The organism is Agromyces soli (genome assembly GCF_022811605.1).
GTDB classification, from domain to species: Bacteria; Actinomycetota; Actinomycetes; order Actinomycetales; family Microbacteriaceae; genus Agromyces; species Agromyces soli.
Window position 1 is genome coordinate 1983113 of the sequence record NZ_CP094533.1, and the last position, 19477, is coordinate 2002589.

A 19477-nucleotide genomic window follows, 5' to 3' on the forward strand; every position below is an offset into this window, starting at 1 on the left:
TGGTGGCATGCCCCTCGAGCCCAAACTCGCCGATCTGCCGCGCATCCGCGGGGCGCTGAAGTTCTACCAGGTGGCGTCGGTCATCACGGGCGTGATGATGCTGCTGCTCTGCGCCGAGATGCTGCTGAAGTACGTGTGGCACTTCGAGCTGTACGCTTTCGGCCCGAACGGCGTGCTCAGCTTCGAGCCCGTGATCGAGACGGCGAGCGGTCTCGAGTCGACGGGCATCGGCGTGAACCTCTCCACCGGCATCCTGATCGCGCACGGCTGGTTCTACGTCGTGTACCTGTTCAGCGACTTCCGGCTGTGGAGCCTCATGCGCTGGCCGTTCACGCGCTTCATCCTCATCGCGCTCGGCGGCATCGTGCCGTTCCTCTCCTTCTTCCTCGAGGCCAAGATCGGCCGCGAGGTCCGCAGCTACCTCGACCGCCGCGAGGCCGAGGCCGCAGATTCCGACAACCAGCCCGTGGAGGCCGCCCAGTGAGCGAGACCGAACAGCGTCCCGTCCTCGTCGTCGACTTCGGTGCCCAGTACGCGCAGCTCATCGCGCGTCGGGTGCGCGAGGCATCCGTCTACTCCGAGATCGTGCCGCACACGGTCACCGCCGAGGAGGTGCGCGCGAAGAACCCGATCGGCATCGTGCTCTCGGGCGGCCCGAGCTCGGTGTACGAGCAGGGCGCCCCGCAGCTCGACCCCGAGGTGCTCGAGCTCGGCGTGCCGACCCTCGGCATCTGCTACGGATTCCAGGTCATGGCGCAGCACTTCGGCGGCGAGGTCGCGCAGACCGGCCAGCGCGAGTACGGCGCGACGCACGCGAACGTGGTGGATGCCGAGGGCAACGCCCTGCTCGTCGACCAGCCCGCCGGGCAGACCGTGTGGATGAGCCACGGCGACTCGGTCGCCCGTGCGCCCGAGGGCTTCGAGGTGCTCGCCTCCACCGAGTCGACCCCCGTCGCCGCGTTCGCGAACGACGAGCGCAAGCTCTACGGCGTGCAGTGGCACCCCGAGGTGAAGCACACGCCGTTCGGCCAGGGCATCATCGAGAACTTCCTGCACCGCGCCGCCGGCATCCCGGCCGACTGGAACTCGGGCAACGTCATCGCCGAGCAGGTCGCGCGCATCCGCGAGCAGGTCGGCGACGCCCGGGTCATCTCGGCCCTCTCCGGTGGCGTCGACTCCGCGGTGTCGACCGCGCTCGTGCAGCGCGCCGTGGGCGAGCAGCTCACCGCCGTGTTCGTCGACCACGGCCTGCTGCGCAAGGGCGAGCGCGAGCAGGTGCAGCAGGACTACGTCGCCGCGACCGGGGTGCGCCTCGTCACGGTCGACGCGGCCGACACCTTCCTCGACGCGCTCGCCGGGGTCACCGACCCGGAGGAGAAGCGCAAGATCATCGGACGCGAGTTCATCCGTGCCTTCGAGGCGGCGGAGCGCGACCTGCTCGCCGAGGCGGCGGCCGACGGCACGCCCATCAAGTTCCTCGTGCAGGGCACGCTCTACCCCGACGTCGTCGAGTCGGGCGGCGGCGCGGGCACGGCGAACATCAAGAGCCACCACAACGTGGGCGGCCTGCCGGAAGACCTGCAGTTCGAGCTCGTCGAGCCGCTGCGCACCCTCTTCAAGGACGAGGTGCGCGCCATCGGCCGCGAGCTCGGCCTGCCCGAGGCGATCGTCGGCCGGCAGCCCTTTCCGGGGCCCGGCCTCGGCATCCGCATCGTGGGCGAGGTCACCCGTGATCGTCTCGATCTGCTCCGCGAGGCCGATGCCATCGCGCGCGAGGAGCTGAGCCGTGCGGGCCTCGACCAGGAGATCTGGCAGTGCCCCGTCGTGCTGCTCGCCGACGTGCGCTCGGTCGGCGTCCAGGGCGACGGCCGCACCTACGGGCACCCCATCGTGCTGCGGCCGGTCTCGAGCGAGGACGCGATGACCGCCGACTGGACGCGGCTGCCCTACGACGTGCTCGCGAAGATCTCGAACCGCATCACCAACGAGGTGCGCGAGGTGAACCGCGTGGTGCTCGACGTCACGTCGAAGCCGCCGGGCACCATCGAGTGGGAGTGAGCCGGGGCATCCGGCATCCGGAGGGCGCGGTCTGCCGACCGCGCCCTCCGTCGTGCTTCGGGCGCATCCGCTCTGGTCGTGACGTCCGTCCCCGGGCAGGATGGTCCGCATGGCGAATGCGCGCACGAAACTGACCGTCGTCGGCGCCGGCAGCGTCGGGGTGAGCCTCGCGTACGCCGCGCTCATCCGCGAGAGCGCCGCCGAGGTGGCGCTCTACGACATCGCCGCCGAGAAGGTCGAAGCCGAGGTGCTCGACCTCGCGCACGGCACGCAGTTCACCGGCTCGGCGGTCTCCGGCGGGGCCGATCCCGCCGTCGTCGAGGGCAGCGACGTGGTCGTCGTCACCGCGGGCGCGAAGCAGCAGCCGGGCCAGTCGCGCATGGAGCTCGCCGCGACGAACGCCGGCATCCTCGAGCGGCTCATGCCGACGCTCCTCGAGCGGGCGCCTGACGCGGTGTTCGTGATCGTGACGAATCCGGCGGACGTGATGACGGTCGTGGCGCAGCGGGGGACCGGGCTGCCGGCCGAGCGGGTCTTCGGATCCGGCACGGTGCTCGACACCTCCAGGCTCAGGTGGCGGCTCGCCGAGCGCGCGGGCGTCGGCACCGCGAGCGTGCACGCCGACATCGTGGGCGAGCACGGGGACACCGAGTTCCCGCTCTGGTCGAACGCGCGCATCGGGCCCGTGCCGATCCTGGAGTGGCGCGGCGGCGAGCCGTTCACGCGCGAGGAGCTCGACCGCGTCGCCCACGAGGTGCGCGACGCGGCGTACACGGTCATCCGCGGCAAGGGGGCGACGAACCTCGCGATCGGACTCAGCGGGGCGCGCATCGTCGAAGCCGTGCTCCGCGACGAGCACGCCGTGCTGCCCGTCTCGACCGTGCTCGACGGCGTCCGCGGCATCCGCGGGGTGGCGCTCTCGCTGCCCTCCGTGGTCGGGGCGCACGGCGCGCGCGTCGTCGCCGAGACGCCGATGTCGGGCGAGGAGGAGGCGCGCCTCGTCGCCTCCGCCGACGCCATCCGCACCGCCGTCGAGGCGCTCGGCTGAGCCGCGAGAAGATTCTCGAGAAGTTTTTCGCGCCCGTGTCGATCTGCGCGCTTCCCGTTCGACGCCATGAGTGAGAGGGTCGGAACCGGCCCCGATCGATCCGAACAGGAGACGGAATCATGACCAAGTACATGCTGATCATGCGTGCGGACGAGCGCGGCGTCGCCGCCTACGAGGAGATGGACTTCACGGAGGTCATCGCCGCGATGGGGCGCTACAACGAATCGATGATGAAGGCCGGCGTGCTGCTCGCGGGCGAGGGGCTGTCCGATGCGAGCGAGGGCTTCGTCGTCGACTTCACCGGCGAGACCCCGCTCGTCACCGACGGCCCCTACGGCGAGATCAAGGAGCTCTTCAACGGCTTCTGGATCATCGAGGTGGGCTCGAAGGCCGAGGCCGCCGAGTGGGCGAGCCGGGCACCGCTCGGGCCCGGCGCGTTCCTCGAGGTGCGCCGGGTGACCGATGCCTCCGACTTCCCTGCCGACAATGAGTGGGTGCAGAAGGAGGAGGGCTGGCGCGAGGAGCAGGCTCAGCGGGCCGCACAGGCCTGAGCCGGGCGGCCGCGTGCACGACGAGACCGAGGAGCGCCGCATCGACGAGGAGTCGGTGCGGCGCTCCGGCGCGCCCGGCGAGGCATCCGCCCGGCCTCCAGCGGCCGACCCGGCCGCCGTCGCCGAGCGCGTCGCGGCGGTCTGGCGCATCGAGGCGCCGCGCATCGTCGGCGCGCTCACGCGCTTCGTCGGCGACTTCGCGCTCGCCGAGGATCTCGCGCAGGAGGCGCTCGCCGAGGCGCTCGAGCAGTGGCCGGCCGAGGGGGTGCCGCGCAACCCCGGCGCCTGGCTCACCGCGGTCGCGAAGCGCCGTGCCATCGACGGCTGGCGGCGGCGGGAGCGCTACGAGGAGCGGGTCGCGGCGATCGCGCACGACCTCGAGGCCGAGCGCGCGGCCGAGGCGGACGCGCCGCCCTACGACCCCGACCGGATCGACGACGACGTGCTGCGCCTCGTCTTCGTCGCCTGCCATCCGGTGTTGAGCCGCGAGGCGCGCGTCGCGCTCACGCTCCGCGTCGTCGGCGGCCTCACGAGCGAGGAGGTCGCACGGATGTTCCTCGTGCCTGTCGCGACCGTGCAGCAGCGCGTCGTGCGGGCGAAGAAGACGCTCGCCGACGCCGGCGTCGCGTTCGAGGTGCCGCCGCGGGCGGAATTGCCCGAGCGCCTCGACGCGGTGCTCGGCGTGCTGTACCTCATCTTCACCGAGGGGCACGCCGCGAGCGGCGGCGAGGACTGGATGCGCCCGGAGCTCAGCCGCGAGGCGCTGCGGCTCGCCCGCATCGTCGCCGCGCTGCTGCCGCGCGAGCCGGAGGCGCAGGGCCTCGTCGCGCTCATGGAGCTCACGGCGGCGCGGTTCCCCGCGCGGACGGATGCCGACGGGGCGCCGATCCTGCTCGCCGATCAGGACCGTTCCCGCTGGGATCGCGGGGCGATCGCCCGCGGCCGCGCGGCGCTCGAGCGTGCCGAGGCGATCGGGCGGGGGCGCGGGCCGTACGGCCTGCAGGCGGCGATCGCCCTCGAGCACGACCGGGCCGCCTCGGTCGAGGACACCGATTGGGCGGCGATCGTCGCCGTGTACGACGCGCTCGCCGAGCTCTCCGGATCGCCGGTGGTCGCCCTGAACCGCGCGGTCGCCGTGTCGATGGCGTATGGCCCGGCCGCCGCCCTCGCGCTCGTCGACGGACTCGCCGGGGAGCCGCGGCTGGCGCTCTCGCACCTGCTGCCGAGCGTGCGGGGCGAGCTGCTCGCCCGGCTCGGGCGCGAGGAGGAGGCGCGGGCCGAGTTCGAGCTCGCCGCCGAGCGCGCCCAGAACGCCCGGGAGCGCGCCGTGCTGCTCGCGAAGGCGAGCGGGCGGGACTGAGCGGCGGACCCGGGGCCGCCGCAAGCGGGGGCACCGCTCGGAAAACGACGAACGGGCCGCCCGAAGGCGACCCGTCCGTGCAGTCGAGCTGCTGCTGCGGCTAGTCCCTGGCGATCGCGATGAAGCGCAGGATCTCGAGGTAGAGCCAGATGACCGTGACCATGATGCCGAAGGCGCCGGACCAGCCGTACTTCTTCGGGGCGCGATTGCGCACGCCCTGCTGGATCGCGTCGAAGTCGAGCACGAGCGAGTACGCGGCCATCAGGATGACGAGCACACCGATGACGAGGCCGAGCGGGATGCCCATGATCTCGACGCCGCGGAGGCCCCAGGGGTCGGTGCTCACGCCGGTCCAGATGAGGATCATGTTGATGAGCGAGAAGACCAGGTAGCCGACCATCGCGATGAGGAAGACCTTGGTGGCCTTCTTCGAGGCGCGCACCTTGCCGCTCGCGAACAGCGCGAGCGTGACGCCGAAGACGGCGAGGGTGCCGAGCACGGCCTGCGCGATGATGCCCGAGTACTGGGTCTCGTAGATCAGCGAGATGCCGCCGACGAAGAGGCCCTGCGCGGCCGCGTAGGCGAGGATCAGCGCGGGCGAGGGCTCGCGCTTGAAGATGTTGACCATCGCGAGCACGAAGCCGACGATGGCGCCGACCCAGAACACCCAGGGCATGGTCGGCGTGAGGGCGAAGCCCGCGGCGGCGCCGACGAGCAGCACGCCGAACGAGGCGACGGTCTTCGAGATGGTGTTCTCGACCGTCATGACCTCGTTGTCGGGCAGCGTGGTCGGGCGGTCGTACATCTCCTGCAGCTGCTGGGCCGACACGTCCTGCGCTGCGGCCACCGCCCCCTGCTGGGAGAATGCGGGGTTCCGCGAGAAGGCGGGATTGTCGAGTGCCATGGACGGTTCCTCTGCTTTCGGCGTTCGTCGGGTGGAGGGGAATCCGGGCGCGGCTGCATACCGGATTCCTACGAATCTACCGTGTCCAGCCGTGACGACGCCGAGAATGGGCCGGAGATCATCCTCTGGTGCCATGCCGTCGCTACGCTATGCGCATGCTGGCAGACACCGCGGGCCATCCGCTCGTCATCGGACACCGCGGCGCCTCCGGCTACCGGCCCGAGCACACCCGTGCGGCCTACGAGCTCGCCTTCGCGCTCGGCGCGGAGGCCGTCGAGCCCGATCTCGTCGCGACGCGCGACGGCGTGCTGGTGCTGCGCCACGAGAACGAGATCTCCGGCACGACGGATGTCGCGAGCCGCCCCGAGTTCGCCGGGCGCCGCACAACGCGCGAGGTCGACGGAGTCCCCCTCACGGGCTGGTTCACCGAGGACTTCACCTGGGCCGAGCTCGCGACGCTGCGCGCGACCGAGCGCCTGGGCGCGCTGCGCCAGACGAGCGCGAGCTTCGACGGCCGCTTCCCGCTGCTGCGGCTGCGGGATCTCTTCGAGCTGGTGGAGGATGCCGCCCAGGCGGGCGAGCGTCTCCTCCGCATCGTGGCGGAGTTCAAGCACGCGAGCCACTTCGCCGGCCTCGGGCTGCCGCTCGACGAACTGTTCGCCGCCGAGCTCGAGGCGGCCGGCTGGGGCAGAGGCGACGGGCGGCTCATCCTCGAGTCCTTCGAGCCGACGATCCTCGACCGCCTGGGCGATCGCGGCGTGCGCGGGGCTCGGGTGTTCCTCATCGAGGAGTCGGGCGCGTCATGGGACCTCGTGCTCCGCGACGGCGCGGCCGCGACGAGCTACGACGAGGTCGTGACCGAGGCCGGGCTGATGCGGCTCGCCGGCCGCTTCGACGGCGTGAGCGTCTCGAAGTCGCGCCTCGTCGGCGCCGCCAAGCGCCGCGGACCGCTGCACGGCGCGGAACTCGTGGATGCCGCGCACAGCGCGGGCCTCGCCGTCTACACCTGGACGCTCCGGCCGGAGAACCGCTTCCTCGCCCCGGCGTTCCGCCGCGGCGCCTCGCGTGCGCACTGGGGCGACTGGCTGGGGGAGTTCCGCACGATCATCGCCACCGGGGTGGACGGGATCTTCGTCGACCAGCCCGACCTCGGGGTCGAGGCGCGCGGCGAGCCCGGCTGAGGGCTCGGTCTCCACAGCGCGGAGTCTGTCCACAGCCGGGGCGGATGCCTCGGCCCTGCGCTTCGCGTATCGCTAGGCTGGGGCTCCCAGGCACGCCGGCGTCGACAGGAGGAACGATGTCCAGCACTACACCGGGTTCCGATCCCGCCCAGGGGTCCGTCCCAGCTCCGGGCCCCGCGCCCGTGCAGCGCTCGCGCACTGCGCGGATCGCCCTCTGGCTCTCCATCGGCATGTTGGTGGCCGCGGCCCTGCTCGGCGGCTTCTTCATCATCGTCGGCGACCAGGCCAACGTCGCCGGGCGGGCGTGGCTCACGATGCTGCTCGTCGGGGTGTTCGCCGGCACCGTGCTGCTCGACACCACCATCGCCGACGGGCCGAACCGCTGGTACCTCGCGGCGTCGACCATCGTCAACGTGGTGCTCGTGGCCATCGGCCTGATGAAGGTGTGGAACGGCTGGCTGCAGCCGGCCGACACCGCCGACCCTGGCGTCTGGGCCGCGCAGATCGGCCGCTTCATCGCCGTCGTCATCCTGTTGCGGCTCGCGCTGCTGCTCACCCAGCTCTACGGGCTGCACTTCGTCGCACGGGCGAAGAAGACGGCCACGCGCATCTCCGGCATCGTCACGCTGATCTTCGTCTGGGCGACGGCGCTCGTGCTGTCTATCCCCTCGGCGTTCCCCGAGCCCGACTGGCCCGACTGGTGGTGGCGCACCGCGGGTGCCACCTCGCTCATCGCGGTCGTCGCCGCGGTCATCCCGCTGATCCTGCGCGCGTTCGAGCCCAAGGAGCCTCGCCCGGCGCAGCCCGCCTACGGCCAGCCGGGGTACGGCCAGCCGGGGTACGGCCAGCAGCCCCCGGTGCAGCCTGGGTACGGCCAGCCGGGGTACGGGCAGCCGGGGTACGGGCAGCCGCCGGTGCAGCCCGGCTACGGCCAGCCGCCGGCGCAGCCCGGGTACCCCGCGCCGCCGGCGCCTCCCGGGTACGGGCAGCCGGCGACCCCGCCGCCTCCGCCGCCTCCCGGGTACGCGCAGCCGACGCCGCCGCCGCCCGTTCCGGGCCAGCAGCAGTCGACGCCGCCCCCGCCTCCTGCACCTGGGCAGCAGCCGCCCGCGCCGCAGCCGCCGGCTTGAGCCCGCGGGGTCGGGTGTCGGCGGTCCCGCCTAGACTTGGAGGGACATGACGCTGATCCTCGACCCCGACGACCCGGCCGGCTGGCGCGAGGCCGATGCTCCCGTGCGCGACGGCGCCGGCAGCCGCCTCACCGACGGACTCAACCCCCAGCAGAAGGCCGCGGTCGAGTACCGTGGCCCGGCGCTGCTGATCGTGGCAGGCGCGGGGTCCGGCAAGACCCGGGTGCTCACGCACCGCATCGCGCACCTCATCGAGACGCGCGAGGCCTGGCCGAGCCAGATCCTCGCGATCACCTTCACGAACAAGGCGGCCGCCGAGATGCGCGAGCGCGTGCAGGCGCTGCTCGGCGACAGCGCGCAGGGCATGTGGATCTCCACCTTCCACTCCGCCTGCGTGCGCATCCTCCGCCGCGAGGCCGAGTCGCTCGGGCTCAGCTCGACCTTCACCATCTACGACTCGGCCGATCAGCGCACCATCCTGAAGCGCATCATCAAAGAGCTGAACGCCGACACGATGGGTTTCACCCCGGCCGGCGCCCAGAGCAAGATCTCCAAGCTCAAGAACGAGCTCGCCGACGTCGAGACGTACGCGCGCAACGTCAACACGAACGATCCGCAGGAGCTGACGTTCCTCGAGATCTTCCGCCAGTACACGCGCCGGCTCCGCGAGGCCAGCGCCCTCGACTTCGACGACCTGATCGCCGAGACCGTCTACCTGTTCCGGGCGTTCCCGAAGGTCGCCGCGCTCTACCAGCGGCGCTTCCGGCACATCCTCGTCGACGAGTACCAGGACACCAACCACGCCCAGTACTCGCTCATCCACGAGCTCACCCGCCCGGTCGAGCCCGAGATCGTCGCCGAACTCGACCAGCACGGCGTCCTCGTGCGCGGCCTCACCGACCGCAACGGCCGCATCCCCGGGGCATCCCTCACGGTCGTCGGAGATTCCGATCAGTCGATCTACGCCTTCCGCGGCGCCGACATCCGCAACATCGCCGAGTTCGAGCGCGACTTCCCGGGGGCGGAGGTCGTGCTCCTCGAGCAGAACTACCGCTCCACGCAGAACATCCTCTCCGCCGCGAACGCGGTCATCTCGAACAACTTCGACCGCAAAGACAAGAAGCTCTGGACGGCCGACGGCGACGGCGACAAGATCGTCGGCTACACGGGGTACACCGCGCACGACGAGGCGCAGTTCATCGCCGACGAGATCGAGGCGCTGCACCGCGACGGCGTCGCCTACCGCGACATCGCCGTGTTCTACCGCACCAATGCGCAGACCCGAGCACTGGAAGAGATCTTCGTGCGCTCGGCCCTGCCGTACCGCGTCGTCGGCGGCACCAAGTTCTACGAGCGCGCCGAGATCAAGGACGCCATGGCGTACCTCATCGCGGTGGCGAACCCCCTCGACGAGCTCGCGCTGCGACGCATCCTGAACACCCCCAAGCGCGGCATCGGGCCGGCGACCGAGACCGCGATCGCGAACTACGCCGAGCAGAACGAACTGAGCTTCCGGCAGGCCATGCGGCACGCGGGATCGCTCGGGCTCGGGCCGAAAGTCACCGGGGCGATCACCGCGCTCGCCGACGTGCTCGACGAGGCCGCGGCGATGCTCGTGCCCTCGCAGGCCGGCATCGACGCGGGCACCAACGAGGGCGCCGCGAAGGTGTCCGACGTACTCGTCCACCTCGTGCAGCGCTCCGGGCTCATCGACGCGCTGCGCAACAGCCGCGACCCGCAGGACGAGACCCGCGCCGAGAACGTCGACGAGCTCGTCGCGCAGACGCGCGACTTCGATCGCGAGAATCCGGGCGCGACCCTCGTCGACTTCCTCACCCAGGTCTCGCTCGTCGCGGCGGCCGACGAGATCGACGACGAGTCCGGCACCGTCTCGCTCATGACGCTGCACACCGCGAAGGGTCTCGAGTACCACGCGGTCTTCCTCACCGGCATCGAGGAGGGGCTGCTGCCGCACCAGATGTCGGCCTCCGAACCCGGCGGTCCCGCCGAGGAGCGGCGCCTGTTCTACGTCGGCATCACCCGGGCGCGCAAGCGCCTCTACCTCTCGCTCGCGATGAGCCGGGCCCAGTTCGGCGAGGTGGCGGTCGCGATGCCGAGCCGGTACCTGCAGGAGATCCCCGACGAGCTGATCGACTGGAAGCAGTCGCCCGGCATGGCCACGAGCCGGGGCGGCACCCAGCCCCGCGCGCTCAACGCCCGGCGTGGTTCCGAACGCTGGGGCGGCGGCTTCGAGTCGCGGCGCGACCTCGACCGCTTCAGCGTCACCCGGGCGCCGACGACGAAGACCGAGTGGGCGAACAAGGTCACCGGCACGGTGCGCGACAACGGCGACCTCACGCTCGAAGCGGGCGACCGCATCCGCCACACCGACTTCGGCGAGGGGCGCGTCACCCAGGTGACCGGCGAGGGCACCAAGCGCATCGCGCACGTCGCCTTCGACACGGCCGGGCAGAAGAAGCTCCTCATCAAGATCGCCCCCATCGAGAAGCTGTGAACGCCGCGGCCGCCGCGATGGCCGGCTGGTGGCGCTCCGCACGGCAGCTCGACCTCGAGGTCGCGTTCCGCGCCGCCGTCGCGGCCGCGGTGCCGCTCGCGATCCTCGTGGCGGTCGGCCGCATCGACTGGGCCGCCTACGCCGCGTTCGGCGGCATGACGGCGATCTTCGGCCGCAGCGAGCCGTACCGCACCCGGCTCCGCACCGTCACCGCCGCGGCGGTCGTGCAGCTCGCGGCGACCGGCCTCGGCATCCTGCTCTCCGCGAGCGGCGCCGGGCCGATCATTCAGGCGGCCGTGCTCGCGCTCGTCGTCGCGGCCGTCATCGTCGCATACAACATGCTCGGCGTGACCCCCGCGACTCCGCTGTTCGCGGTCTTCGGGCTGCTCGTCTGCGCGGCGCTCCCCGTCGACGACGGCACCGGGTGGCAGCGCTGGGGCGTCGCGGCGGCGGCGACCGTGTTCGCCTGGCTGCTCGCCATGTCCGGCTGGCTGCTGCGCAGGCTCGCCGGCCGGCACGCGCGGCGGCTGTTCCGGCCGCTGCCGCGGACCACGCCGGTCCGCGGGCGCGGGCACACCGATCCACGGCTCTGGCTGAACGTCGCGCAGAACGTCGTCGCCGCGCTCGCCGCCGGGGCGATCGCGCTGGCGCTCGGCACCGGCCACCCGTACTGGGCGGTCGTGAGCGCGGTCGCGGTGATCCCGCCGGCGCGAGCCGCGCACACGGTCTCCCGCGCCGTGCACCGCGTGCTCGGCACGATCGCGGGCGTCGCGGTCGCCGCGCTGCTGCTCTGGCCCGAGCCCTCGGTGTGGCTGCTCGTGGCGGCCGTCGCGATCTGCCAGTTCGGCGCGGAGGTGCTCGTGGGCCGGCACTACGGCACCGCGCTCGTCTTCATCACCCCGATGGCACTGACGGTGGCGCACCTGGCCTCGCCGGCTCCCCTCATCGGGCTGCTCGGCGACCGGGTGCTCGAGACCGTCGTCGGGGCGGCCGTCGGCGTCCTCGCGGTGCTCGCCGCCCGGCGCTTCGTCGAGTCGGTGCCGATGCCCCCGCCGACGACGGCGACGCCCAGCATCGCCCCGACGGACCCGCGCCGGCCGTAGCGCGGGCTAGACCGCGCCGCCGATGAGCCAGCCGATCAGCCAGGTGACGGCGAGCGCGAGCGCGCCGCCGACGACGACGCGCAGCACCGCGCGCCCGCGGGGCGAGCCGCCGATCCAGGCCGACAGCCAGCCGGTGACCGCGAGGGCGACGACGACCGCGGCGAACGTCGTGGCGATCCGCCACTCGGGCGGTGGCAGCAGGATCGCGAGCATCGGCAGCACCGCGCCGACCAGGAACGAGAGCGCCGAGGCGCCGGCTGCGTGCCAGGGGTTCACGACGTCGGCCTCGGCGATGTGCAGCTCGGCCTCGAGGTGCGCCGCGAGCGCGTCGTGCGCCGTGAGCTCGCGGGCCACCCGCTCGGCCGTCTCCGGGCTGAGGCCCTTCGCGCGGTAGATGCCGGCGAGCTCGGCGAGCTCCTGCTCGGGCATGGCGGCGAGCTCCCACCGTTCCTTCGCGATGAGCGCGTGCTCGGTGTCGCGCTGGCTCGACACCGAGACGTACTCGCCGAGTCCCATCGAGATCGCGCCGGCGACGACGGAGGCGACGCCCGCGACGAGGATCGGGCCGCTGTCGCTCGTCGCGGCGGCGACGCCGACGACGAGCGCGGCGACGGAGATGATGCCGTCGTTCGCGCCGAGCACGCCGGCGCGGAGCCAGTTCAGCCGCTCGTGCACGCGCGGGTCGTGCGGCTCGTCGCCGTGGAAGGGAGCTGCTTCGCCGTCCGTCATGTCTGCAGTCTCGCAGCGCACGCGCGCGACCGCCAGGATGCCGAGGCTGTCCTCACCTGCGCAGCCGGGCGATGAGCGCCATCGCGTCGACCGGGGCGCGCACCTTCGCGTCGTTGTCGAAGTAGAGGTACGCGTCGCGGCCGCCCGCGAGATGGCCAGAAGCCCAGGCCGCCCAACGGTCGAGCGCCGCATCGTCGTAGCCCGAGACGTAGAGCTCCTCGTCGCCGTGCAGCCGCGCGTAGGCGAAGTCGGCCGTCGTCCGGTCGAGGCGCGGGTATCGTCCGGCGGTGTCCGCCACGACGCTCGCGACGCCGAACCTGGCGAGCAGCGCGATCCACGCCTCCTCGGCATCGACGAAGGACGGATGGCGCACCTCGATCGCGTGCCGGAGCGGGGCATCCTCCTCGACGGCGAACGCGCTGCGTCCCTCCATCCGCTCGTCGTGCGCGGCGGCGAGCCGCGCTGCGGCCCGTCGCGTCCGCGGCAGACGCTCGAGGAACGCGGTGAGCAGCGCCTCGTCGTACGCGAGGGTCGGCGGCAGCTGCCAGAGGACCGGCCCGAGCTTCGGCCCGAGTTCGAGCACGCCCGAGGCGAAGAAGTTCGCGAGCGGAGCGTCGACGTCGCCGAGGCGTTTGACATGGCTGATGAAGCGCGGGCCCTTGACGGCGAAGACGAAGTCGTCGGGCGTCGCATCGCGCCAGCGGTGCCAGCTCGCGGGGCGCTGCAGCGCGTAGAACGAGCCGTTGATCTCGATCGAGGTCATCCGCTCGGCGGCGTAGCGGAGCTCGTCGGCCTGCCGGAGCCCCTTCGGGTAGAAGCTGCGTCGCCACGCCGGGTACACCCAGCCGGAGATGCCGACCCGGGCCTGCCGGCGGCGTGCTGGCTCGCTCATGCCGCCAGTCTTCCGAGGTCGCCGCGGTCGCGGAAGGGGGTGGCGGGCGGCGGTGGGACGGGGCAGGGGTGGCACCGACGGTCGGAGCATGTAGCATAAGTGCTACATCTGGTAGCGATTCAACGACGAGAGGATGCCCCATGGTCACCGCTCCCGTCGTCGAGGTGCACGGGCTGCGCATGCGCTACGGCGCGCGCACCGTGCTCGACGGCATCGACTTCCGGCTCGACCGCGGCGAGGTGGTCGCGCTCCTCGGACCGAACGGTGCGGGAAAGACGACGACGATCGAAGTGCTCGAGGGCTTCCGGCGGCCGGATGCCGGCGAGATCCGCGTGCTCGGCGAGGCGCCCGAGACCGCGGGCGACGCCTGGCGCGCCCGGATCGGCGTCGTGCTCCAGTCGTGGCGCGATCACGCGCGCTGGCGGGTGGGCCCGCTGCTCGAGCAGTTCGCGACCCTCTACCTCCCGTACGCGGCGAGCACCGGCCGGCAGCCGCACGACGTCGCCGAGCTGCTCGACCTCGTGGGCCTCTCCGGGCATCGCGGGGCCCTCGTCCGTTCCCTCTCCGGCGGCCAGCGCCGCCGTCTCGACGTCGCGATCGGCCTGATCGGCCGGCCCGAGCTGCTCTTCCTCGACGAGCCGACGACGGGGTTCGACCCCGTCGCCCGGCACGAGTTCCACGAGCTCATCCATGCGCTCAGCGACTTCGACGACACGACCGTGCTGCTCACCACGCACGACCTCGCCGAGGCGGAGAAGATCGCGGGACGCATCCTGATCCTCGACCGCGGCGTCATCGTCGCCGACGGCAGCCCGGCAGAGCTCGCCCGCGCCGTGCCGAGCGCGAGCGAGATCAGCTGGCGGGAGGACGGCGTGCGACAGGTGCACAGCGCGGTCGACGCCGAACCCTTCGTCCGCGAGCTGCTCGCCCGCACCGACGTGACCGTGACCGAGCTCGTCGTCCGCGCGCAGACCCTCGAGGAGACCTACCTCGCCATGATCGCCAAGGAGGACGCCCGATGATCACCGCCGTCCGCGCCGGCTTCCGCCGGGGCCTGACCGAGTTCGGCATCTCGCTGCGCACCCCGTCGGACGTGGTGTTCATCCTCATCGGCCTGGTCGCCGTCGGCGTCGTGCTCTGGCTGTACCGCGACGCGGAGGCGGCCCCGGGCGCGCCGCTCGCCTGGTTCATCCTGCCCAGCATCCTCACGATCCAACTCGTGTTCATCGCCGGCTACGGGCTCGGCACCGTCGTCGTCACCGAGCGCGAGGACGGCACCCTGCTGCGGGCCCGCACCCTGCCGCGCGGCCTGCCGGTCTACGCGAGCGGGGTCGTCACCAAGACCCTCGCCGAGCTCGTCTGCACCTTCGTGCCCACGCTCGCGATCGCCGCGATCCTGCTCGGCGGCCGCTTCGGGCTCGACACCGTCGACCTCGCGATCGTGCTGGCCATGCTCGTGCTCGGCACGCTCGCGCTCACGCCCTTCGGCTTCGTCATCGGGACGGTCTTCCGCAACCCGCGCTCGGTGAGCGGCTGGGGCTTCCTCGTCGTCGGCGTGCTCGCCTTCGTCTCCGGCCTCGTGCAACCGCTGGCCTCGCTGCCGGTCTGGGTGCAGCCGCTCGGGCTCGCGCTGCCGCTCTACTGGATCGGCCACGCGCTCCGCGGGGCGTTCCTTCCCGCCGAGCTCGGCGCGTTCGAGGTCTACGGCGACTGGCAGTTCGGACTCGCCTTCCTCGTCGTCGGCGTCTGGGCCGTCGCGGGGCTCCTGCTCGCGCCGCGGCTCCTGCGCCGCGTCGCGCGCCGTGAGACGGCCTCGGGCATCGAGCTGCGCCGTCAGGCCGCACTGCAGCGGGCATGAGCGGCGCGGCAGGGGAGAGCGGGCGCAGCGACCTGGTGCACAACCGGGTCGCCATGCTGCGCGCCGAGCGACGCGTCACGAGACGGGAGCTCGCCGAGGCGATCGGCGTGCACTACCAGACCGTCGGCTACCTGGAACGGGGCGAGTTCAACCCGAGCCTGCACCTCGCGCTGCGCATCGCGCGCTTCTTCGAGGTGCCGGTCGAGTTCGTCTTCTCGCTCGACGAGTTCCCCCGGATCGCGCCCGAGGGGATGCCTCGCGGCTGACCCCGCGCGCGGTCCGGCGGCGCTTCCTGCATCGGTCCGGGCGACGCCGGGCGACCCCGGTTCGGCGGCGTCGAACAAGGGGAGTAGCATGGCAGGCGGCCCGTGCCGATAGCTCGACATCGAGAGAGTTTCGGGGCCGGGTCCCTCACCCACCATCCCTGCGCGAACCCGCGCGGACCGATTGGAAGCAGAGCGTGGATCTTTACGAGTACCAGGCCAGAGACCTCTTCGAGCAGTACGGGGTGCCGGTGCTCCCCGGCATCGTGGCCGACACCCCCGAAGAGGTGCGTGCGGCCGCCGAGCAGCTCGGCGGCGTCGTCGTGGTCAAGGCCCAGGTGAAGACGGGCGGCCGCGGCAAGGCCGGCGGCGTCAAGGTCGCGAAGACCCCCGACGAGGCGTACGAGGCGGCCAAGGCCATCCTCGGGCTCGACATCAAGGGCCATGTCGTGAAGCGCGTCATGGTCGCCGGTGGCGCGCGCATCGCGCAGGAGTTCTACTTCTCCGTGCTGCTCGACCGGGCCAACCGCTCCTACCTCTCGCTCACGAGCGTCGAGGGCGGCATGGAGATCGAGCAGCTCGCCGTCGAGAAGCCCGAGGCGCTCGCGCGCATCGAGGTCGACCCCATCGCCGGCATCTCGCTCGAGAAGGCGAAGGAGATCGCCGTCGCCGCGAACTTCCCGGCCGAGCTCGTCGACCGCGTCGCCGAGGTCTTCGTGAAGCTCTACGAGGTGTACGACAAGGAAGACGCGACCCTCGTCGAGGTCAACCCGCTCATCCTCGACGAGGACGGCAAGATCATCGCCCTCGACGGCAAGGTCAGCCTCGACGAGAACGCCGAGTTCCGTCACGCCGGGCACGCGCTGCTCGAGGACAAGGACGCCGCCGACCCGCTCGAGGCGAAGGCCAAGGCGCTCGACCTCAACTACGTCAAGCTCGACGGCGAGGTCGGCATCATCGGCAACGGCGCGGGCCTCGTCATGTCGACGCTCGACGTCGTCGCCTACGCCGGCGAGAACCACGGCTCGGTCAAGCCCGCGAACTTCCTCGACATCGGCGGCGGCGCCTCGGCCGAGGTCATGGCCAACGGCCTCTCGATCATCCTCGGCGACCCGCAGGTGAAGAGCGTCTTCGTGAACGTCTTCGGCGGCATCACCGCCTGCGACCAGGTCGCGAAGGGCATCGTCGGCGCGCTCGCCGAGCTCGGCTCGGCGGCGAACAAGCCGCTCGTCGTGCGTCTCGACGGCAACAACGTCGTCGAGGGCCGCCGCATCCTCGAGGAGGCGGCGCACCCGCTCGTGACCCTCGCCGAGAACATGGACCAGGGCGCCGACAAGGCCGCCGAGCTGGCGAACGCGTAAGGACAGCAGAACCATGACGATCTTCCTCAACAAGGACTCCAAGGTCATCGTCCAGGGCATCACCGGCGGCGAGGGCTCGAAGCACACCGCCCGCATGCTCGCGGCCGGCACCCAGGTGGTCGGCGGCGTGAACGCCCGCAAGGCCGGCACCACCGTGCTGCACCAGGACGCCTCGGGCGCCGACGTCGAGCTGCCGGTGTTCGCCACGGTCGCCGAGGCCATCGCCGCGACCGGCGCCGACGTCTCGATCGCCTTCGTCCCGCCGGCCTTCACGAAGGACGCCGTGATCGAGGCCATCGACGCCGAGATCCCGCTCCTCGTCATCATCACCGAGGGCGTGCCCGTGCAGGACTCGGCCGAGTTCTGGGCCTACGCCAAGGAGAAGGGCGGCTCGACCCGCATCATCGGGCCGAACTGCCCCGGCATCATCAGCCCCGGTGAGTCGCTCGTCGGCATCACCCCGGCGAACATCACCGGCAAGGGCCCGATCGGCCTCGTCTCGAAGTCGGGCACCCTCACGTACCAGATGATGTACGAGCTGCGCGACCTCGGCTTCTCGACCGCCATCGGCATCGGCGGCGACCCCGTCATCGGCACCACGCACATCGACGCGCTCGCCGCGTTCGAGGCCGACCCCGAGACGAAGGCGATCGTCATGATCGGCGAGATCGGCGGCGACGCCGAGGAGCGCGCGGCCGACTTCATCAAGGCGAACGTGACGAAGCCGGTCGTCGGCTACGTCGCGGGCTTCACCGCGCCCGAGGGCAAGACCATGGGCCACGCCGGCGCCATCGTCTCCGGCTCGGCCGGCACCGCCCAGGCGAAGAAGGAGGCCCTCGAGGCCGCGGGCGTCAAGGTCGGCAAGACGCCGAGCGAGACCGCCCGCCTCCTGCGCGAGGTGTACGCGGCCCTCTGATCGTCCGGAGTACTCCACTCCGCACCGAAGGCCCCGCCGGTCCGTCCGGCGGGGCCTTCGTCGTACCCGGATCCCGCTCTGTCGCCCGCGCCGCCACAGCCGCTAGGGTCGTGCCCAGGGGGGATCATGGCGAAGACGCAGGCGGACCTCGAAGCGCGCATCGCGCAGCTCGAGGCGGAGAATCGCGAGCTGCGCTCGCGCGAGTCCGAGCTCGGGACGGCCGGCGACGAGGCGGATGCCTCGGCAGGCACCGGGGGCCGCCGGAAGTCCGGGCGCTGGCGCTCGGTGGTGTCCGGCATCCTCGTGGTGCTCGCCCTGCTGCTCACCCCGGTCGCGCTGCTCAGCTCCTGGGCACGGCTCGAACTCGTCGACACCGACCGCTTCGTGGCGACCTTCGCCCCGCTCGCCGACGACCCGGAGGTGCAGGCGTTCGTCGCCGACACGGTCACCGGCATCATCGAGGAGCAGGTCGACATCCCGGGGCTCACCTCCCAGGTGTTCGACGGCATCCGCTCGCTCGATCTGCCGCCGCGCGCGGCCGACGCGCTCGGCCTCCTCGAGGGCCCCGCGGCCCAGGGGCTGCAGGCCCTCGTCGCGCAGACGGTGAGCCAGGTCATCGCCTCCGACGCCTTCGCCGACACCTGGGCGACGGCGCTGCGGGTGAGCCACCGGCAGGCGATCGCCGCGATCCAGGGCGACCCGAACGCCGCCCTCGAGATCGGCCCGGGCGGGCAGCTCTCGGTGCAACTCGGCCCGATCATCGAGACGGTGAAGCAGCAGCTCATCGACCGGGGCGTCGGCTTCGCGAGCGCGATCCCGGTCGTGAACCAGAGCATCGCGATCGCCCAGGCGGACTCGCTCGTGCTCGTGCAGACGGTGTACGCGCTGGCCGTGGCGGTCGGCACCTGGCTGCCCTGGGTGGTGCTCGCGATGCTCGTGGGCGGCGTGCTGCTCGCCCGCAACCGGCCGCGGGCGTTCGTCTGGACCGCCGCGGGCTTCGCGCTCGTGATGGCGACCCTCGCCGCCGGGGTCGGCATCGGGCGGCTGTTCTTCGTCGGCACGGTGAGCCCCTCGATCATGCCCGCGGGCGCAGCGGGCGCCCTGTACGAGCAGATCATCGAGCTCATCCGCTCCACGATCGTCGCAGGACTCGTGCTCGGCCTCCTGACGGCGATCATCGCCTGGTGGGCCGGCCCATTCCGGCCGGCGCGGGCGCTCCGCGGCTTCTCGAACGCGATGTTCGCGGCGATCCGGCGGCAGGCGGCCAAGTACGGGGTGACGACGGGCGCGTTCGGCGTCGCCCTCGACCGCTTCCGTTCGGCCGCCTACCTCGGCATCGCGCTCATCGCGGTGCTCGTCGTGCTGTTCGGGCGTCCGCTCACGACCGGGCTCGTCGTGACGACCGTGCTCGTCGCGCTACTTGCCATCCTGCTGGTCGAGCTGCTGCGCCGGCCGGCCGAGGAGGGCCTGGACGCGCAGCAGGCGGACGCCGACGGCGAGGCGGACGCCGTCGCCGCCGTCGCCGCCGGCGGCACACCCGATGCCACGGTCGCCGACGAGGCGGTCGCGACGGCGCGCGGACGGGAGTGACGCACCCCCGTCGTGGCG

General features: G+C 72.2%; 18 protein-coding genes. 15 read left to right on the forward strand and 3 right to left on the reverse strand.

Translation table 11 applies throughout. From position 1 onward, the window contains the following. Nucleotides 1-7: 7 nt before the first annotated feature. The 5 genes from MTP13_RS09590 (at nt 8) to MTP13_RS09610 (ending at nt 5017) form a co-directional block, all read left to right on the forward strand. Entirely contained in the window at nt 8-484 is a 477-nt protein-coding gene (locus MTP13_RS09590) for a DUF3817 domain-containing protein (RefSeq protein ID WP_243567506.1), read from the forward strand. Continuing rightward, nucleotides 481-2058 carry a glutamine-hydrolyzing GMP synthase gene (gene guaA / locus MTP13_RS09595; protein ID WP_189083761.1) on the forward strand — a complete coding sequence of 526 codons (1578 nt, stop codon included), beginning with the start codon at nt 481-483 and terminating at the stop codon, nt 2056-2058. Before MTP13_RS09590 ends, guaA begins: the two co-directional genes overlap by 4 nt. A gap of 109 nt (nt 2059-2167) precedes the next feature. Next, nucleotides 2168-3106: an L-lactate dehydrogenase gene (locus tag MTP13_RS09600; protein WP_424221768.1), complete on the forward strand. Its 939-nt coding sequence runs from the start codon at nt 2168-2170 to the stop codon at nt 3104-3106. A 119-nt stretch (nt 3107-3225) separates the two neighbouring features. Then, nucleotides 3226-3657, forward strand: a complete 432-nt coding sequence (locus MTP13_RS09605) for a YciI family protein (protein ID WP_243567508.1) — start codon at nt 3226-3228, stop codon at nt 3655-3657. Between the two features lie 148 nt (nt 3658-3805). Then, a complete protein-coding gene (locus MTP13_RS09610; protein WP_243570797.1) occupies nt 3806-5017 on the forward strand; it encodes an RNA polymerase sigma factor in 1212 nt (403 codons plus the stop codon). 100 nt (nt 5018-5117) lie between these two features. Here MTP13_RS09610 and MTP13_RS09615 read toward each other — a convergent pair whose 3' ends face one another. Then, nucleotides 5118-5921, reverse strand: coding sequence for a Bax inhibitor-1/YccA family protein (locus MTP13_RS09615; RefSeq protein WP_243567509.1), 804 nt, complete (start codon nt 5919-5921; stop codon nt 5118-5120). A 155-nt stretch (nt 5922-6076) separates the two neighbouring features. Between MTP13_RS09615 and MTP13_RS09620 the strand changes: the two genes are divergently transcribed. The 4 genes from MTP13_RS09620 (at nt 6077) to MTP13_RS09635 (ending at nt 11850) form a co-directional block, all read left to right on the forward strand. Then, nucleotides 6077-7102 (forward strand): glycerophosphodiester phosphodiesterase family protein, encoded by a 1026-nt coding sequence (locus tag MTP13_RS09620; RefSeq protein ID WP_243567510.1) that lies wholly within the window; start codon nt 6077-6079, stop codon nt 7100-7102. A gap of 116 nt (nt 7103-7218) precedes the next feature. After that, nucleotides 7219-8232, forward strand: a complete 1014-nt coding sequence (locus tag MTP13_RS09625) for a hypothetical protein (protein ID WP_243567511.1) — start codon at nt 7219-7221, stop codon at nt 8230-8232. 46 nt (nt 8233-8278) lie between these two features. Continuing rightward, nucleotides 8279-10747, forward strand: coding sequence for an ATP-dependent helicase (locus tag MTP13_RS09630; RefSeq protein WP_243567512.1), 2469 nt, complete (start codon nt 8279-8281; stop codon nt 10745-10747). Then, a complete protein-coding gene (locus tag MTP13_RS09635) occupies nt 10744-11850 on the forward strand; it encodes an FUSC family protein (protein ID WP_243567513.1) in 1107 nt (368 codons plus the stop codon). The genes MTP13_RS09630 and MTP13_RS09635 overlap by 4 nt, the downstream gene beginning before the upstream one ends. Before the next feature lie 6 nt (nt 11851-11856). On the opposite strand, the gene MTP13_RS09640 is transcribed toward MTP13_RS09635, so the two are convergent. Next, nucleotides 11857-12579: a VIT1/CCC1 transporter family protein gene (locus MTP13_RS09640; protein WP_243567514.1), complete on the reverse strand. Its 723-nt coding sequence runs from the start codon at nt 12577-12579 to the stop codon at nt 11857-11859. A 52-nt stretch (nt 12580-12631) separates the two neighbouring features. Then, nucleotides 12632-13471 carry a DUF72 domain-containing protein gene (locus tag MTP13_RS09645; protein ID WP_243567515.1) on the reverse strand — a complete coding sequence of 280 codons (840 nt, stop codon included), beginning with the start codon at nt 13469-13471 and terminating at the stop codon, nt 12632-12634. A gap of 140 nt (nt 13472-13611) precedes the next feature. Between MTP13_RS09645 and MTP13_RS09650 the strand changes: the two genes are divergently transcribed. The 6 genes from MTP13_RS09650 to MTP13_RS09675 all read left to right on the forward strand — a co-directional run bounded on the left by MTP13_RS09650 (nt 13612) and on the right by MTP13_RS09675 (nt 19459). Continuing rightward, nucleotides 13612-14493 (forward strand): ABC transporter ATP-binding protein, encoded by an 882-nt coding sequence (locus tag MTP13_RS09650; RefSeq protein ID WP_243567516.1) that lies wholly within the window; start codon nt 13612-13614, stop codon nt 14491-14493. After that, complete coding sequence (locus MTP13_RS09655; RefSeq protein ID WP_243567517.1) at nt 14490-15329, forward strand: ABC transporter permease; 840 nt, start codon at nt 14490-14492, stop codon at nt 15327-15329. The genes MTP13_RS09650 and MTP13_RS09655 overlap by 4 nt, the downstream gene beginning before the upstream one ends. Continuing rightward, nucleotides 15326-15595 carry a helix-turn-helix transcriptional regulator gene (locus MTP13_RS09660; RefSeq protein ID WP_243567518.1) on the forward strand — a complete coding sequence of 90 codons (270 nt, stop codon included), beginning with the start codon at nt 15326-15328 and terminating at the stop codon, nt 15593-15595. Before MTP13_RS09655 ends, MTP13_RS09660 begins: the two co-directional genes overlap by 4 nt. 194 nt (nt 15596-15789) lie before the next feature. Then, nucleotides 15790-16953: an ADP-forming succinate--CoA ligase subunit beta gene (gene sucC, locus MTP13_RS09665; RefSeq protein WP_243567519.1), complete on the forward strand. Its 1164-nt coding sequence runs from the start codon at nt 15790-15792 to the stop codon at nt 16951-16953. Nucleotides 16954-16966: 13 nt separating this feature from the next. Continuing rightward, the gene (gene sucD / locus MTP13_RS09670; RefSeq protein WP_243567520.1) at nt 16967-17869 is read left to right on the forward strand and encodes a succinate--CoA ligase subunit alpha; all 903 of its coding nucleotides are present in this window, start codon (nt 16967-16969) and stop codon (nt 17867-17869) included. Between the two features lie 126 nt (nt 17870-17995). Further along, nucleotides 17996-19459 (forward strand): bZIP transcription factor, encoded by a 1464-nt coding sequence (locus tag MTP13_RS09675; RefSeq protein ID WP_243567521.1) that lies wholly within the window; start codon nt 17996-17998, stop codon nt 19457-19459. The last annotated feature ends 18 nt before the right edge of the window (nt 19460-19477 follow it).